The organism is Pseudomonas sp. PI1, from assembly GCF_000812405.1.
Classification (GTDB): Bacteria; Pseudomonadota; Gammaproteobacteria; order Pseudomonadales; family Pseudomonadaceae; genus Pseudomonas; species Pseudomonas citronellolis.
Map to the genome: position 1 here is coordinate 1 of NZ_JWMC01000025.1, position 15,162 is coordinate 15,162.

Annotated in this window: 14 protein-coding genes; 1 reads left to right on the forward strand and 13 read right to left on the reverse strand. The window is 68.2% G+C overall.

Annotated elements, in window-relative coordinates; genetic code table 11:
- The first annotated feature begins 126 nt into the window (after positions 1-126).
- Positions 127-747: an START domain-containing protein gene (locus tag RN02_RS10145; RefSeq protein WP_082033753.1), complete on the forward strand. Its 621-nt coding sequence runs from the start codon at positions 127-129 to the stop codon at positions 745-747.
- Positions 748-1,047: 300 nt separating this feature from the next.
- Here RN02_RS10145 and paaZ read toward each other — a convergent pair whose 3' ends face one another.
- The 13 genes from paaZ to paaH form a co-directional block, all read right to left on the reverse strand.
- Positions 1,048-3,099 (reverse strand): phenylacetic acid degradation bifunctional protein PaaZ, encoded by a 2,052-nt coding sequence (paaZ, locus tag RN02_RS10150; protein ID WP_043314328.1) that lies wholly within the window; start codon positions 3,097-3,099, stop codon positions 1,048-1,050.
- A 270-nt stretch (positions 3,100-3,369) separates the two neighbouring features.
- Positions 3,370-4,446, reverse strand: coding sequence for a 1,2-phenylacetyl-CoA epoxidase subunit PaaE (gene paaE / locus RN02_RS10155; protein WP_043314330.1), 1,077 nt, complete (start codon positions 4,444-4,446; stop codon positions 3,370-3,372).
- Positions 4,447-4,614: 168 nt separating this feature from the next.
- Positions 4,615-5,148: a 1,2-phenylacetyl-CoA epoxidase subunit PaaD gene (paaD, locus tag RN02_RS10160; protein ID WP_043314331.1), complete on the reverse strand. Its 534-nt coding sequence runs from the start codon at positions 5,146-5,148 to the stop codon at positions 4,615-4,617.
- Positions 5,135-5,896 carry a 1,2-phenylacetyl-CoA epoxidase subunit PaaC gene (paaC, locus tag RN02_RS10165; protein WP_043314332.1) on the reverse strand — a complete coding sequence of 254 codons (762 nt, stop codon included), beginning with the start codon at positions 5,894-5,896 and terminating at the stop codon, positions 5,135-5,137. The genes paaD and paaC overlap by 14 nt, the downstream gene beginning before the upstream one ends.
- A 10-nt stretch (positions 5,897-5,906) precedes the next feature.
- The gene (gene paaB / locus RN02_RS10170) at positions 5,907-6,188 is read right to left on the reverse strand and encodes a 1,2-phenylacetyl-CoA epoxidase subunit PaaB (protein WP_024764426.1); all 282 of its coding nucleotides are present in this window, start codon (positions 6,186-6,188) and stop codon (positions 5,907-5,909) included.
- Positions 6,189-6,208: 20 nt separating this feature from the next.
- A complete protein-coding gene (gene paaA, locus RN02_RS10175) occupies positions 6,209-7,204 on the reverse strand; it encodes a 1,2-phenylacetyl-CoA epoxidase subunit PaaA (protein WP_043314336.1) in 996 nt (331 codons plus the stop codon).
- A gap of 362 nt (positions 7,205-7,566) precedes the next feature.
- On the reverse strand, positions 7,567-7,920 hold the full coding sequence (locus tag RN02_RS10180; protein ID WP_043314339.1) for a DUF1428 domain-containing protein: 354 nt from the start codon (positions 7,918-7,920) through the stop codon (positions 7,567-7,569).
- A gap of 326 nt (positions 7,921-8,246) precedes the next feature.
- Entirely contained in the window at positions 8,247-9,881 is a 1,635-nt protein-coding gene (locus RN02_RS10185; protein ID WP_043314341.1) for a cation acetate symporter, read from the reverse strand.
- Positions 9,878-10,183: a DUF485 domain-containing protein gene (locus RN02_RS10190; protein ID WP_043271749.1), complete on the reverse strand. Its 306-nt coding sequence runs from the start codon at positions 10,181-10,183 to the stop codon at positions 9,878-9,880. Before RN02_RS10190 ends, RN02_RS10185 begins: the two co-directional genes overlap by 4 nt.
- 351 nt (positions 10,184-10,534) lie before the next feature.
- Positions 10,535-11,854, reverse strand: a complete 1,320-nt coding sequence (paaK, locus tag RN02_RS10195; protein ID WP_043314343.1) for a phenylacetate--CoA ligase PaaK — start codon at positions 11,852-11,854, stop codon at positions 10,535-10,537.
- A gap of 127 nt (positions 11,855-11,981) precedes the next feature.
- Positions 11,982-13,208 carry a 3-oxoadipyl-CoA thiolase gene (gene pcaF / locus RN02_RS10200; RefSeq protein ID WP_043314345.1) on the reverse strand — a complete coding sequence of 409 codons (1,227 nt, stop codon included), beginning with the start codon at positions 13,206-13,208 and terminating at the stop codon, positions 11,982-11,984.
- On the reverse strand, positions 13,205-13,651 hold the full coding sequence (gene paaI, locus RN02_RS10205) for a hydroxyphenylacetyl-CoA thioesterase PaaI (RefSeq protein WP_043314346.1): 447 nt from the start codon (positions 13,649-13,651) through the stop codon (positions 13,205-13,207). Before paaI ends, pcaF begins: the two co-directional genes overlap by 4 nt.
- On the reverse strand, positions 13,644-15,161 hold the full coding sequence (gene paaH / locus RN02_RS10210; protein WP_043314347.1) for a 3-hydroxyacyl-CoA dehydrogenase PaaH: 1,518 nt from the start codon (positions 15,159-15,161) through the stop codon (positions 13,644-13,646). The genes paaI and paaH overlap by 8 nt, the downstream gene beginning before the upstream one ends.
- Position 15,162: the final 1 nt, after the last annotated feature.

Below are 15,162 nucleotides of genomic sequence, written 5' to 3' on the forward strand. Positions count from 1 at the left end.
GAGGCTGAACGTTACCGACGACGGCAAGAGCGAATGCGCGAGATCAACCTGCGTCAGGGGCAGCTGTTAATAGCATGAGGCGTGCCGGACAGCAGTGCTGCAGCACCTGGGAGGCGGGGGTGGGGCGTGACGGCCTGGCTGGCGGGGTTGCTGCTGGCCGCCAGCGCTGCGTCGTTGCAGGCGGCGCCCGGGGAACACTGGCGCCTGGCCCGTGACGAGGACGGCATCCGCGTCTACCTGACCGCGGTGCCCGGCTCGCGCTACCAGAGCTACCGCGGCGTGGCCGACATGCGCGCCGACGTGGGCACTCTGGCCGACCTGCAGGAAAACCTGCGGGTGGCCTGCAAATGGCTGTACGCCTGCGCCGAGCTGCGCCTGCTGAAGGCCAGCGGCGACGACGTGTGGCTGTACATGAGCACCCAGCTGCCCTGGCCGGTACAGCCGCGCGACATGGTGTTGCTGGTGACTACCCGGCGCACTGCCGACGGTGGCCTGCTGCGCGACATTCGTGCGTTGCCGGACTACCTGCCGGTGGTGCCGGGGCAGATTCGCGTGCGGGAGTTGAGCGGTATCTGGAGCCTGACGCCGTTGGGGGATGGGCGGACGCGGGTGACTTACCAGATGCGTGCGGAGCCTGGCGGGAGTGTGCCGTCCTGGTTGGCGGATAGCTTTGTCGTCGATGCGCCGTTGGATACCCTGAGGACCCAGCGGGCGGTAGCTGAGCGGCAGGCGCCGCGGCGGCCGTAGTTTTGGCGTTTGGCTTTTCGTTGGATGGGTTGAGCCTTGGCGACCCATGCTGCCGGGGTGATGGGTATCGCTCCGCTCAACGCCATCCTACGAAAAGCCGTGCTTCCTGGAACTGACCACCACAAGCGGACTCTATCCGCCCTACGCTGAAACATCCGATCGGGATGACCCTGAACTCCCCATTTACTCCGGACGGCTCCCTCTCCCCCCGGGAGAGGGCTGGGGTGAGGGGGCTCTGCACGAACGCGAAAAAAGACCGGCCCTGGGGCCGGTCGAGGGTGACACCGGAGTTGGCGAAAATCAGCCGCGCTTGAGCACCAACGTCAGAATGTCGTAGCTGGCCACCAGCTCGCCGAGCTGGTTGGTGACTTCCACGTCCCAGGCGACCACGCCTTGCGGTTCGCCCTTGGGGCTCTTCTTGCCCTGGTCGATCTTGCGCTTGCAGGTCAGGCGGGCCTGGATGGTGTCGCCGATGCCCACCGGGTTGATGAAGCGCAGGGTGTCCAGGCCGTAGTTGGCCAGCACCGGGCCGACGCCGGGGGAGACGAACAGGCCGGCGGCCGCCGAGAGCACGAAGTAGCCGTGGGCGATGCGCTTGCCGAACTGCGAGTCCTTGGCCGCCAGCTCGTCGAAGTGCATGTAGAAGTGGTCGCCCGACAGGCAGCCGAAGTTGACCAGGTCGGCCTCAGTGACGGTGCGCCGGTGGGTCAGCAGCGATTCGCCGATCTTCAGCTCGTCGAAGTAGCGGCGGAACGGGTGCACGTCGGTCTCGTAGACCTTGGCGCCGCGCACGTATTCGCCGGTGACCGCCATCAGCATGGTCGGCGAGCCCTGTACCGCGGTGCGCTGCAGGTAGTGCTTGACCGCGCGCACGCCGCCCAGCTCTTCGCCGCCGCCGGCGCGGCCCGGGCCGCCGTGCTTGAGCACCGGCAGCGGCGAGCCGTGGCCGGTGGATTCGGCCGCCGACTCGCGGTCGAGGATGTGCAGGCGGCCGTGCAGGGCGCCCATCACCGGGACCACCTTGGCCGCGACCTGCGGATCGCGGGTGATCAGGCTGGCCACCAGGCTGCCCTTGCCGCGCGCGGCCAGGGCAATGGCTTCGTCGAGCTCGTCGTAGGCCATCAGGGTGCTGACCGGGCCGAAGGCCTCGATGTCGTGGGCGCCGCCTTCGGCGTGCGGGTCGCGGCTGCGCAGCAGGGTCGGGGCGAAGAACGCGCCTTCGCTGACACCTTCGCCGCGAGGGGCGAAGCCGTCCTTCGCGCCGAAGACCAGCTCGCTGGATTTCAGCAGCGCTTCCACGCGCTCGGCCACGTCGGCCTGCTGGGCGTGGGAGGCGAGGGCGCCCATCTTCACGCCTTCCACCGACGGGTCGCCGACCACGACTTTGGCCAGGCGCTCGCGCAGGCGCTCGGCTACGGCGTCGACATGTCTGGCGGGGACGATGGCGCGGCGGATGGCGGTGCATTTCTGCCCGGCCTTGGCGGTCATCTCGCGGGCCACTTCCTTGACGAAGAGGTCGAATTCTTCGTCGTCCGGGGTGACGTCCGGGGCCAGGATGGCGCAGTTCAGCGAGTCGGCCTCGGCGTTGAAGGGCACCGAGTTGCGGATCAGGTTGGGGTTCACCCGCAGCTTGGCCGCGGTGTCGGCGGAGCCGGTGAAGGTGACGATGTCCTGGCCCTGCAGGCGGTCGAGCAGGTCGCCGGTGCCGCCGATGATCAGTTGCAGGCTGCCGGCCGGCAACAGGCCGGATTCGTGCATCAGGCGCACGGCCGCTTCGGTCACGTAGCTGGTGGCGGTGGCCGGCTTGACGATGCAGGGCATGCCGGCCAGGAAGCTGGGCGCGAACTTTTCCAGCATGCCCCAGATCGGGAAGTTGAAGGCGTTGATGTGCACGGCGATGCCGCCGCGCGGCACCAGGATGTGGCTGCCGGCGAACTTGCCGGTCTTGCCCAGGGGGATCGCCGGGCCTTCGTGGACCACGTTGCCCGAAGGCAGCTCGCGGCCGCCGACGCCGGCGTAGGCGAACAGGGTGCCGGCGCCGCCCTCGATGTCGATCCAGCTGTCGGCGCGGGTGGCGCCGGTGTGGCGGGAAATCTCGTAGAGCTGTTCCTTGCGCTCGGTCAGGTACAGGGCCAGGGCCTTGAGGCGCTGGGCGCGCTGCTGGAAGTCCATGGCCAGGAGCGCGGTCAGGCCGCTCTGGCGGGCGTGGGCCACGGCTTCGGCGAAGTCCGGGGCCTCTTCGTGGGTGCGTGCCACGAGCTGGCCGTTCAGTGCGCTACGCAGCGCCTGGGCGCCGTGCTGGCCGATCCAGCGGCCGCCGATGAAACTCTGCAGGGTGGGCTCTTGGGCCATCACTCTATCCTCCAAAAGGTACGCAAGGGTTCCGGCCGCGGCCGGTGACCGCCGTAGCCGGGTGGGCTGCGGCGGCGCGTTGGAACGGTGGCGGGGAAAGGCCGCCGGGTCAGGGACGCCAGGGGCCTTTTGGGCCCGGGGCGGTGAAACCTGGCTCTTTGTAGGAGCGGGCCCTGCCCGCGATTCGCGCGCAGGGCGCGCTCCTACATGGAGACCGCGTAGGATGGGTTGAGCGAAGCGATACCCATCATCGTGGCCTACGAAGAGCAGTCAGAGCTGGTCGAAGTCGAGGACCACCTTGTCGCTCAGCGGGAAGGCCTGGCAGCTGAGCACGTAGCCGGCCGCCACTTCGTAGTCTTCCAGGGCGAAGTTGCTGTCCATTTCCACCTCGCCTTCGATCACCTTGCACTTGCAGGTCGAGCACACGCCGGCCTTGCAGGAGTAGGGCAGTTCGGCGCCCTGGGCGTTGCCGGCGTCGAGCACGCTGACGCTGTTGCGCGCCAGTTCGAAGGACAGTTCGCGGCCGTCGCTGATCACCGTGACCTGGCTCTTGCCGCTGTCGCTCGCGGCGGCGGCCTGGCGGGCTTCGCGCCTGCTCTCGCTGCCGGCGGCGGCGAACAGCTCGAAGTGGATGCGCTCGGCCGTCATGCCGTTGGCCCTGAGCTGGTCGCGCACGGTCTCGGTCATCGCCTGCGGGCCGCAGATGAAGGCGGCGTCGAGGTGCTTCACGTCCAGCCAGCGGCTGAACAACTGGCCGCACTTGTCGGCGTCGATGCGGCCGTTGTACAGGTCCACGTCCTGCTGCTCGCGGCTGAACACGAAGATCAGGTTGAGGCGCTGCAGGTAGCGGTTCTTCAGGTCTTCCAACTGCTCGCGGAACATCGCGGCGTTGCTGGAGCGGTTGCCATAGAGCACGGTGACGCGGCTGTGCGGCTCGGCTTCCAGGGTGGTCTTGACGATCGACAGGATAGGCGTGATGCCGCTGCCGGCGGCCACCGCCAGGTAGTTGCCGTGGCGCGCCGCATCCAGTTGCACGTTGAAGTGGCCGGCCGGCGGCATCACTTCCAGGCTGGCGCCGGCCTTCAGCGCCTCGTTGGCGTAGGCCGAGAAGCGCCCGCCGGGCACGCGCTTGATGGCCACGCGCAGCTCGCCGTCGTTGACGCCGCTGCAGATGGAGTAGGAGCGGCGCACTTCCTCGCCGTCCAGCTGGGCGCGCACCACCAGGTGCTGGCCCTGCTCGAAGCGGAAGCTGTCCTGCAGGTCCTGGGGGACGTCGAAGGCGATGGACACGGCGTCGCGGGTCTCCGGGCGCACTTCGCGGATCTTCAGGCTGTGGAATTTGCTCATTGTTCTTCTCCGGCGGCTTTGCCGCATGGAGGGCGAATACAAACGTCGCGAGCGACGGTCAGGCTAGGCGGAAGCGGCTTTGGAAGCGCAGTTCACGTGTGTGAATGAGCATTCCGAAGGCGTTTCCAACGACGCATGGCCGAGCGCAGCAGTTTGTCTTCGTCCTCCCTAGATGCACTTGAAATAGTCGAACGGTTCGCGGCAATCGAGGCAGCGGTACAGCGCCTTGCAGGCCGTGGAGCCGAACTGGCTGAGCTGCTCGGTGTGCAGGCTGCCGCACTGCGGGCAGCGCACTTCCGGGGTCTCGCCGAGCAGGCTGCGCTTGCTGGTGCTGCCGGCCGGCGGGGCGATGCCGTATTCGCGCAGCGCCTGGCGGCCGGCGTCGCTGATCCAGTCGGTGGTCCAGGCCGGGTCCAGGCGGCGCTCCAGTTGCGGCGCGGCGAAGCCGGCGTGTTCCAGGGCCTGCTGGATGTCCTGCTCGATGACCTCGGTGGCCGGGCAGCCGGAGTAGGTGGGGGTGACCACCACGTGCAGGTGCCCGCCGTGCCAGTCCAGGCCGCGGACGATGCCCAGGTCGACCACGCTGACCACCGGCACCTCCGGGTCCATCACCTGGCCCAGCACGTGCCAGGCGCGGCTGAGGTCGTCGGCGGAGCCCGGGCGCGCGCCGCGGTCGCTGGCGATCAGCTCACCAGGTCGCATCGGGGTAGGCCCGCTGGAGGAACTGCATCTCGGCCAGGAGGATGCCCAGGTGCTCGCTGTGCAGGCCGCGGCGGCCGCTGAGGTAGAAGTGCACGGCGGGCTCGGGCAGCGGCAGGGTGGCGCTGGCGAAGATGTCGGCGACCTTGGCGCGCCAGGCGGCGGCCAGTTCTTCCGGGTTGGGCGCCACGCCTTCGGCGAACAGGCGCTGCTCGATGTCATCGGCGTTGGTCAGCTCGACAGTGAAGCGCCACACCTGCGGGATGGCCGCGAGCATGCGCGCGTGGCTTTCCTCGGTGCCGTCGCCCAGGCGCTCGATCCACTCGCCGGAGCGGCGCAGGTGGTAGGTGACTTCCTTCAGGCCCTTGGCGGCGATGGCGGCGATGCGCGCGTCGCTGGAGTCGCTCAACTGGCGCAGCACGTGGAAGTGCCAGGCGTCGTAGAGGAACTGCTTGGCCATGGTCACGGCGAAGTCGCCGTTGGGCTGCTCGACCAGCAGCAGGTTGCGGAAGGCGCGCTCGTCGCGGCGGAAGGCCAGCTGGTCGGCGTCGCGGCCGTCGTCCAGCAGCTCGGCGGCGTACTCGTACCAGTTGCGCGCCTGGCCGACCAGGTCGAGGCCGACGTTCATCAGCGCCAGCTCTTCTTCCAGGGCCGGGGCGCGGCCGCACCATTCGCACAGGCGCTGGCCCTGGATCAGGGCGCTGTCGGCGAGGCGCAGCAGGTATTCGATCTTGTCGTTATGCGGGTTCATGCACGCGATCTCACATGTGGCCGACTTCGGGCGGCAGCTCGTAGAAGCTGGCGTGGCGGTAGACCTTGTCCTGCGCCGGGTCGAACAGCGGGTCCTTCTCGTCGGGCGAGGAGGCGGTGATCAGCGCCGAGGGCACCACCCAGAGGCTCACGCCTTCGTTGCGGCGGGTGTACAGCTCGCGGGCGTTCTCGATGGCCATCGCGGCGTCGGCGGCGTGAACGCTGCCGACATGCTTGTGGTTCAGGCCGTGCTTGCTGCGCACGAAGACTTCGAAAAGGGTCCATTCACTCATGGCGGTTATCTCCTCGCGGCTCAGGCGGCGTCGCATTTGCGTTGTTGTTTTTTACGGGCATGGGCGACCGCGGCCTCGCGGACCCAGGCGCCGCTCTCGATGGCGTTGCGGCGGGTGGCGATGCGCTCGGCGTTGCACGGGCCGTTGCCCTTGAGCACTTCGTAGAATTCTTCCCACTGGATTTCGCCGAAGTCGTAGTGGCCGCGTTCCTCGTTCCACTTCAGGTGCGGGTCGGGGGCGGTGCAGCCGAGCAGTTCCAGCTGCGGCACGGTCTGGTCGATGAAGCGCTGGCGCAGCTCGTCGTTGCTTTGCCGCTTGATCTTCCAGGCCATGGACTGGGCGCTGTTAGGCGAGTGCTCGTCGCTGGGGCCGAACATCATCAGCGCCGGCCACCAGAGGCGGTCGATGGCGTCCTGGACCATGTCCTTCTGCGCCTGGGTGCCGTGGCGCATCATGGTCAGGAGGATTTCGTAGCCCTGGCGCTGGTGGAAGCTCTCTTCCTTGCAGATGCGGATCATCGCGCGCGAATAGGGGCCGTAGGAGGTGCGCTGCAGCACCACCTGGTTGACGATGGCGGCGCCGTCCACCAGCCAGCCCACCGCGCCCATGTCGGCCCAGTTCAGCGTCGGGTAGTTGAAGATGCTGGAGTACTTGGCGCGGCCGGAGTGCAGCTTGGCGACTTCCTCGTCGCGGTCGGCGCCGAGGGTTTCCATGGCGCTGTACAGGTACAGGCCGTGGCCGGCTTCGTCCTGGATCTTCGCCATCAGTTGCAGCTTGCGCTTGAGCGTCGGCGCGCGGGTGACCCAGTTGCCCTCCGGCAGCATGCCGACGATTTCCGAGTGGGCGTGCTGGGAGATCTGCCGGATCAGGGTCTGGCGGTAGGCGTCGGGCATCCAGTTCTTCGCCTCGATCTTGATCTCGGCGTCGATCTTCTCCTGGAAGGCACGCTCCTCGGGGGACATGTCCTCGAGCGACTTGACGCGTTTGACGCCAGTCTCGACCAGTTGTGCGTACATGCTGTGTCTCCAGCCTTTGTTCTGTTGTGGGGGAGGCCTTGGCCATGGCGTTATTTTTAAATGATACAGAAAGCAATGTCTAACACTAAATAGTGTGTCGTATGTGTTTTTTGTATCGCTTTGGGGGTAGGCGGGGGGGAGCGTTGGGCGCCAGTGGAAGGCTTGTAGTGACTGGTTGCTGGTATTTGCGGCTATCTGGCGGTGAACGTGATGATGGAGGAGGGCCTGGATCAGGCGGATGATCGCGCCTCCGGCGTGATACCGGAGTGACGAATGGAGGGGTTGAAGCGATACGTAAAGTTCGGTTCAGGTTGGAGTGTGTGTCTCCGATGGCGCCCGCCGGGGCGGGCGCCGGTATCGGTTCAGGCGTCGACGATCACCTGGAAGCCGCCGAAGATCATGCGCTGGCCGTCGAAGGGCATGGACTGGAAGTTGTCCTTCAGGCGTGGGTCTTCCATGACCTTCTTCATTCCGGCGTCGCGTACCTCGCGGGACGGCCAGGTGATCCAGGAGAACACCACGGCCTCGTCGTCCTTGCGTTTCACGGCCATGGGGAAGGAGGTCGCCTTGCCTTCGGGGACGTCGTCGCCCCAGCACTCGACCACGCTGAGCGCGCCGTACTCCTTGAAGACTACCGCCGCCTTGCGGGCCAGCTCGGTGTAGGCCTCGCGGTTGGCGGTGGGGACGGGGACGATGAAGCCGTCGATGTAGTTCATGGTGGGGCTCCCTTTGCTGTTTGAGGGGGGGAGGTGGGTCTCCCGTGGGGTCGATTGCTAGTCGTTCAGGGTGGGGGAGGATCGACAGGGGTGTGGCGGAAGGTGATGGGCGGTCGGGGGGGCTGGGTTTGAGAGCGCCCTCTCCCTAACCCTCTCCCTGAAGGGAGAGGGGACTGTCCTCTGCCTGCTGAAGCATCCGAGTACTCCTGCGGTTCCCGGCTGACGCTTGACTTCTCGTCCACGCCGGACGGCTCCCTCTCCCTTCAGGGAGAGGGCTGGGGAGAGGGAGCGGAGGTCCGCTTGACGATGAAGCCAAGCCTTACCTCTCAATGCCGACTGGCCACAGCAGCCCCAATCCCCGTCATCGACCGGATGAACTGCCCCAGGTACCGCCCACGCTCCGCCTCCGCCCTTGCCGAGCGGTCGCTCACCGAGAACCCCCAGGCCGCCAGGAAGGCCGCGCTCATGGAGAACAGCGCCGGGTTGCTGTAGGGGAACACCGCTTCGGCGTTGCCCAGCACCGCCACCCACACCGGCGGGCCGAGCACCAGCAGGGCGATGGCAGTCAGCAGGCCGGCCAGGCTGCCGGCCACCGCGCCGCGGGTGGTCAGGCCGCGCCAGAACATCGAGAGGAACAGCACCGGGAAGTTCACCGAGGCGGCGATGGCCAGCACCAGGCCGGAGAGGAAGGCGATGTTCTGCGACTCGAAGAGCACGCCGAGGATCACCGCCAGCACGCCGATGCCCAGGGTGGCCAGGCGCGACACGCGCATTTCCTCGGCCTCGCTGGCCTGGCCCTTGCGCAGCACGCAGGCGTAGAGGTCGTGGGACACCGCCGAGGCCGCCGACAGCGCCAGGCCCGCTACCACCGCGAGGATGGTGGCGAAGGTCACTGCGCAGATGAAGCCGAGGAACAGGTTGCCGCCCACGGCCTGGGCCAGGTGCACGGCGACCATGTTGCCGCCGCCGATCAGCGCGCCCTCGGCGGTGCGGAAGGCCGGGTCGTCGCCGACCATGACGATGGCGCCGAAGCCTACGGCGATCAGCAGCAGGTAGAAGTAGCCGATGAAGCCGGTGGCGTAGAACACGCTCTTGCGCGCCTCGCGGGCGTCGCTGACGGTGAAGAAGCGCATCAGGATGTGCGGCAGGCCGGCGGTGCCGAACATCATGCCCAGGGCCAGGGAGATGGCGTCCACCGGGTTCGCCAACAGGCCGCCCGGCGCCATGATCGCCACGCCCTTGGCGTGCACTTCGCTGGCCGCGGCGAACATCGCCTCGCTGCTGAAGCCGAAGTGGCGCAGCACCATGAAGGCCATGAAGCTGGTGCCCGAGAGCAGCAGCACGGCCTTGATGATCTGCACCCAGGTGGTGGCCAGCATGCCGCCGAAGGTCACGTAGCAGACCATCAGCGCGCCCACCACCAGCACCGCCTGCAGGTAGCTCAGGCCGAACAGCAGTTCGATCAGCTTGCCGGCGCCGACCATCTGCGCCACCAGGTACAGCAGCGCCACGATCAGCGTGCCGAAGGCCGCGGTGATGCGGATCGGCGCCTGCTCCAGGCGGTAGGAGACCACGTCGGCGAAGGTGTACTTGCCCAGGTTGCGCAGGCGCTCGGCGATCAGGAACAGGATGATCGGCCAGCCGGCGAGCACGCCCAGGGCGTAGAGCAGGCCGTCGTAGCCGCTGGCGAACATCATCGCCGAGATGCCCAGGAAGGACGCCGCGGAGATCATGTCGCCGGCGATCGCCAGGCCGTTCTGCATGCCGGTGAGGCCGCCGCCGGCGGTGTAGAAGTCCGCCGCCGAGCGGGTGCGCAGGGCGGCCCAGCGGGTGATGGCCAGGGTGGACAGGACGAAGGCCAGGAACAGGCCGATGGCGTGCCAGTTCAGCGGGCGTTCGGCGCCGGCGGCCAGGGCCGGCTCGGACAGCGCCAGGCCGGCGAGCAGGAACAGGGCCTTCATGCCTGGGCCTCCTGCTTGAGCCGGTCGTTCAGCGGGTCCAGCACCTTGTTGGTCTGGTGCACGTAGAGGCCGGTGAGCAGCACCGAGAGCAGGATCAGGCCGACGCCGGCGAGCATGCCGACGCTGGTCACCCCGCCGGCGAGCGGGCGGCCCAGCAGGCCGGGGGCGAAGGCCACCAGCAGCACGAAGCCGTAGTAGGCCAGCAGCAGGGTGGCAGTGAGGGACCAGGTGAGGCGTTGCTTGCGGCGGACGAGAAGAAGGAAGTCCGGGTGTTCCCGGAGGCGTTCCAGGGGCAGGGTCATGGCGCGCTCTCTGTTGTTGTGAGGTTGTCGAGGCGATTTGTTTGATACGTAAGTATATTGTTTGTTTGTAATTGCGTATCGGAATTGATTGTCGCTCAGCGGGCGTGGGGCGGGGAGGCTGGTGCGGGCGAAGTTCGTGTCGGGATGTTGCCGGGAGAGGGCTTTTCGTAGGAGCGAGGGGGACGCCTAGCCCCGTAGGATGGGTTGAGCGAAGCGATACCCATCGCCATGGCCCGATGGGTATCGCAAGCTCAACCCATCCTACGAAAAGCATCACGGCGCAATCGCCGGCAGGGCACCGCGTGCAAACGAAAAACCCCGCCTCGGCGGGGTTTTCGTGGCGCGGGGCGATCAGCCCAGGTTGCGCTTGTCGAACACGTGGCAGGCCTTGCCTTCCGAGCGCTTGAGGCTGTGGAAGGGCTGGATCAGGATGCGCGCGCTGATGCCGATGTGCGTCTTGACCTGCTTGCTCAGCTCGTTGGCCACCTGCTTCTGCTGCTCGGCGTCCAGGTGCTGCAGTTCGTGCTTGAGCTCGACGTGCACGTCCATGCTGTCCATGTTGCCGTTGCGATACAGGTGGATTTCGTAGACTTCGGCCAGCTGTTTCACTTTCAGCACCTGCTCCTCGATCTGCGTGGGGAACACGTTCACCCCGCGGATGATCAGCATGTCGTCGCTGCGCCCGGTGATCTTGTCGATGCGCCGCATCGGCCGCGCGGTGCCCGGCAGCAGGCGGGTCAGGTCGCGGGTGCGGTAGCGGATCATCGGCAGCGCTTCCTTGGACAGCGAGGTGAACACCAGCTCGCCGTATTCGCCGTCGGGCAGCACCGCGCCGGTGGCCGGGTCGATGATCTCCGGGTAGAAGTGGTCTTCCCAGACGGTCGGGCCGTCCTTGGTCTCGGCGCATTCCATGGCCACGCCCGGGCCCATGATCTCGGACAGCCCGTAGATGTCCAGGGCGGTGATGCCCAGGCGCTCTTCCACGGCGCGGCGCAGCTCGGCGGTCCACGGCTCGGCGCCGAAGATGCCCAGGCGCAGCTTGAGGCTGTGCGGGTCGATGCCCTGGCGCTCGATCTCGTCGGCCAGGTTGAGCATGTAGGACGGGGTGACCATGATGATGTCCGGCTGGAAGTCGCGGATCAGCTGGACCTGCTTCTCGGTCTGGCCGCCGGACATCGGGATCACCGTGCAACCCAGGCGCTCGGCGCCGTAGTGGGCGCCCAGGCCGCCGGTGAACAGGCCATAGCCGTAGGACACGTGGACCTTGTCGCCCTTGCGCCCGCCGGCGGCGCGGATCGAGCGCGCCACCACGTTGGCCCAGGTGTCGATGTCGTTCTGCGTGTAGCCGACCACGGTGGGCTTGCCGGTGGTGCCGCTGGAGGCGTGCAGGCGCACGATCTCGCTCTGCGGCACGGCGAACATGCCGTAGGGGTAGTTGTCGCGCAGGTCGTTCTTGCCGGTGAAGGGGAACTTCGCCAGGTCGTCGAGGGATTTCAGGTCGTCGGGGTGCACGCCGGCTTCGGCGAAGCGCTGGCGGTACAGCGGGACGTTGTCGTAGGCGTGCTTCAGGCTCCAGCGCAGACGGTCCAGCTGGTGCTGGCGCAGTTCGTCGAGGCTGGCGGTCTCCAGCGGGTCGAGCAGGGCACGTTCGGCATCATGGTACATATTCATGGGTTCACTCGATTTGTTCTTGTACGCCAGCCCGCGTACGGGCTGCGAGTGTCATGGGGGAGGATACGCCCCCCGCGGAATCCGGTCTTTGCGCTTCTGGCCAAGGTCTTTGGCGTCCCTGCCAGAGTTACCGCGGCAGGCGCTCGATGACCATGGCGATGCCCTGGCCGACGCCGATGCACATGGTGCACAGGGCGTAGCGGCCGCCGCGCTCTTCCAACTCGTGCAGCGCGGTGGTGACCAGGCGCGCGCCGCTCATGCCCAGCGGGTGGCCCAGGGCGATGGCGCCGCCGTTGGGGTTGACCCGCGCGTCGTCGTCGGCCAGGCCCAGTTCGCGCAGCACGGCCAGGCCCTGGGCGGCGAAGGCTTCGTTGAGTTCGATCACGTCCATGTCGTTGAGGCTCAGTCCGGTCAGCTCCAGCACCTTGCGCGTCGCCGGCACCGGGCCGATGCCCATGATCCGCGGCTCGACGCCGGCCACCGCCATGCCGACCACCCGGCCGCGGGCCTTCAGGCCGTGGCGTTGGGCCGCTTGCGGGCTGGCCAGCAGCAGCGCGCAGGCGCCGTCGTTGACCCCCGAGGCGTTGCCGGCGGTGACGCTGCCGCCCTCGCGGAACGGCGTGCCGAGCCTGGCCAGCTGTTCCAGGGTGGTGTCGCCGCGTGGGTGCTCGTCATGCTCGACCACCTTGGCCGGGCCCTTGCGCTGGGGGATTTCCACCGGGACGATCTCTTGCGCCAGGCGGCCGCGGGCCTGGGCGGCGGCGGCCTTGTGCTGGCTGCGCAGGGCGAAGGCGTCCTGGTCCGCCCGGGAGATGCCGAACTGTTCGGCGACGTTCTCCGCGGTTTCCGGCATGGAGTCGATGCCGAACTGCGCCTTCATCAGCTTGTTGACGAAGCGCCAGCCGATGGTGGTGTCGAAGATCTCCGCCGCGCGGCCGAAGGCCTGCTCGGACTTGCCCATGACGAAGGGCGCGCGGGACATGGATTCGACGCCGCCGGCGAGCATCAGCCCGGCCTCGCCGCAACGCAGGGCGCGGGCGGCGTTGCCGATGGCGTCCAGGCCCGAGCCGCACAGGCGGTTGATGGTGGTGCCCGGCACTTCCTGCGGCAGGCCGGCCAGCAGCGAGGCCATGTGCGCGACGTTGCGGTTGTCCTCGCCGGCCTGGTTGGCGCAGCCGAGGATGACGTCGTCGATGGCGCTCCAGTCCAGCTGCGGGTGGCGCTGCATCAGGGCCTTGAGCGGGATGGCGGCGAGGTCGTCGGCGCGCACGCTGGAAAGGGCGCCGGCGTAGCGGCCGATGGGCGTGCGCACGGCGTCGATGATCAGGGCATCGCTGAGGGTGGCGTTGGTCATTCGGGGGTCTCCTGCGCCAGCACGGTGCCGCGCACTTTGTAGGATTTGCCGTGGAACAGGGCGATCAGCTGTCCGTGCTGGTTTTCGATGCGCACGTCGTAGTTGCCGGTGCGGCCGCTGCGGCTCTGCTCGCTGGCCGTGGCGGTCAGTTCGTCGCCCAGGCGCGCCGGGGCCACGTAGTCGATGCTGCAGCCGATGGCCACGGTGGCTTCGTCATAGCTGTTGCAGGCGAAGGCGAAGGCCGAGTCGGCCAGGGCGAAGAGGAAGCCGCCGTGGCAGGTGCCGTGGCCCTGGATCATGTCTTCGCGCACCGGCATGCGCAGTTGCGCGCTGCCGGGGCCGGCGTCGAGCAGGGCGATGCCCAGGCGCTGGGTGGCCTGGTCGCGGCTGAACATGGCGTCGGCGCAGGCGCGGGCCAGTTGTTCGGGGGTGCGTTCAGTCATGCAGGCGGCTCCCTTCGGCGTGCTTGCGGCGCAGCAGCAGGGACGGGCGGTAGCGTTCCTCGCCGTAGCTGCGTTGCAGGTTGTCCAGAGTGCGCAGCACGTAGCCGACGCCGATGGCTTCGGCCCAGGCCAGCGGGCCGCGCGGGTAGTTGACGCCGGCGCGCATGGCCAGGTCGATGTCGGCGGCCGAGCCTACGCCTTGCAGCACGGCGTCTGCCGCTTCGTTGGCGAGCATGGCCATGGTGCGCAGCACGGCCAGGCCGGGCAGGTCGGCCAGGGCGGTGACCTTCAGGCCGGCACGGCGCAGCAGGGCCACGGCCTGGTCGCGGGCTTCGGCGCTGGTGTCGGCGGACCAGCCGATGGCGATGCGCGAGGCCTTGGCGTAGTCCAGCGCCAGGTCGAACAGCACCAGGTTGCGCAGGCCGTCGTCCTTGGCGCGCTGGCTGGCCAGGCGGCCGTCGGACAGTGCCAGCACCGCGTCGCCGACGCGCAGCAGGCCGCTGCCGGCGCGCTCGATCACTTGCACGCCGGCATCCTTCAGGCGCTGCACCAGCGGCTGGGCCACGCCCAGGTCGCCTTCGACCACGCAACTGGCCACTTCGGCGGCGCTGTCCAGTTCCGCCGCCTGCGGGCGCTCGGCGCCTTCGGCGTAGTCGTAGAAGCCGCGGCCGCTCTTGCGGCCCAGGCGGCCGGCGTCCACCAGCTCCTTCTGGATCAGCGAGGGCTGGAAGCGGAAGTCGCCGTAGTAGGCGGCGAACACCGAGCAGGTCACCGCGTAGTTGACGTCGTGGCCGATCAGGTCGGTCAGCTCGAAGGCGCCCATGCGGAAGCCGCCGGCGTCGCGCAGCAGGGCGTCGAGGCTGGCGCAGTCGGCGGCGCCTTCCTGCAGCAGGCGCAGGCTTTCGGCGTAGAACGGGCGGGCCACGCGGTTGACGATGAAGCCGGGGGTGGAGCGGGTATGCACCGGCTGCTTGCCCCAGTGCTTCGCGGTGGCGTGCAGGGCCTTGGCCAGTTCCGGGCAGGTCGCCAGGCCCGAGACGATCTCCACCAGGGCCATCAGCGGCGCCGGGTTGAAGAAGTGCATGCCGATCACCCGCTCGGGGTGCTGCAGGCCGGCGGCGAGGCTGGTGATGGAAAGCGAGGAGGTGTTGCTGGCGAGGATGCAGTCGGCCGCGCACAGCGCTTCCAGCTGGTTCAGCAGGCCGCGCTTGACCTCCAGGTTCTCGACGATGGCCTCGATCACCAGGCGCGCATCGGCCAGGGCCTCGATGGTTTCCACCGGTTGCAGGCGCGCGACTGTGGCGCTGCGCTGCTCGGCGTCGAGCTTGCCTTTTTCCACCAGGCGGCCGAGCTGGCGGTCGATGCCGTCGATGGCCTGGGCGGCGGCGCCGGGGCGGTTGTCGTAGAGCTTCACCGGGTGCCCGGCCTGGGCCGCCACCTGGGCGATGCCGGCGCCCATGGCGCCGGCGCCGATCACCGCGACCTGGGCATTGATATCCAGTGCGTGCATG

What these genes read in the sequence shown, in the direction of transcription:
- paaZ (WP_043314328.1), bottom strand. Translation starts at nt 3,099, where the DNA reads ATGGCCCAAGAGCCCACCCTGCAGAGTTTCATCGGCGGCCGCTGGATC.
- paaE (WP_043314330.1), bottom strand. Translation starts at nt 4,446, where the DNA reads ATGAGCAAATTCCACAGCCTGAAGATCCGCGAAGTGCGCCCGGAGACC.
- paaD (WP_043314331.1), bottom strand. Translation starts at nt 5,148, where the DNA reads ATGCGACCTGGTGAGCTGATCGCCAGCGACCGCGGCGCGCGCCCGGGC.
- paaC (WP_043314332.1), bottom strand. Translation starts at nt 5,896, where the DNA reads ATGAACCCGCATAACGACAAGATCGAATACCTGCTGCGCCTCGCCGAC.
- paaB (WP_024764426.1), bottom strand. Translation starts at nt 6,188, where the DNA reads ATGAGTGAATGGACCCTTTTCGAAGTCTTCGTGCGCAGCAAGCACGGC.
- paaA (WP_043314336.1), bottom strand. Translation starts at nt 7,204, where the DNA reads ATGTACGCACAACTGGTCGAGACTGGCGTCAAACGCGTCAAGTCGCTC.
- RN02_RS10180 (WP_043314339.1), bottom strand. Translation starts at nt 7,920, where the DNA reads ATGAACTACATCGACGGCTTCATCGTCCCCGTCCCCACCGCCAACCGC.
- RN02_RS10185 (WP_043314341.1), bottom strand. Translation starts at nt 9,881, where the DNA reads ATGAAGGCCCTGTTCCTGCTCGCCGGCCTGGCGCTGTCCGAGCCGGCC.
- RN02_RS10190 (WP_043271749.1), bottom strand. Translation starts at nt 10,183, where the DNA reads ATGACCCTGCCCCTGGAACGCCTCCGGGAACACCCGGACTTCCTTCTT.
- paaK (WP_043314343.1), bottom strand. Translation starts at nt 11,854, where the DNA reads ATGAATATGTACCATGATGCCGAACGTGCCCTGCTCGACCCGCTGGAG.
- pcaF (WP_043314345.1), bottom strand. Translation starts at nt 13,208, where the DNA reads ATGACCAACGCCACCCTCAGCGATGCCCTGATCATCGACGCCGTGCGC.
- paaI (WP_043314346.1), bottom strand. Translation starts at nt 13,651, where the DNA reads ATGACTGAACGCACCCCCGAACAACTGGCCCGCGCCTGCGCCGACGCC.
- paaH (WP_043314347.1), bottom strand. Translation starts at nt 15,161, where the DNA reads ATGCACGCACTGGATATCAATGCCCAGGTCGCGGTGATCGGCGCCGGC.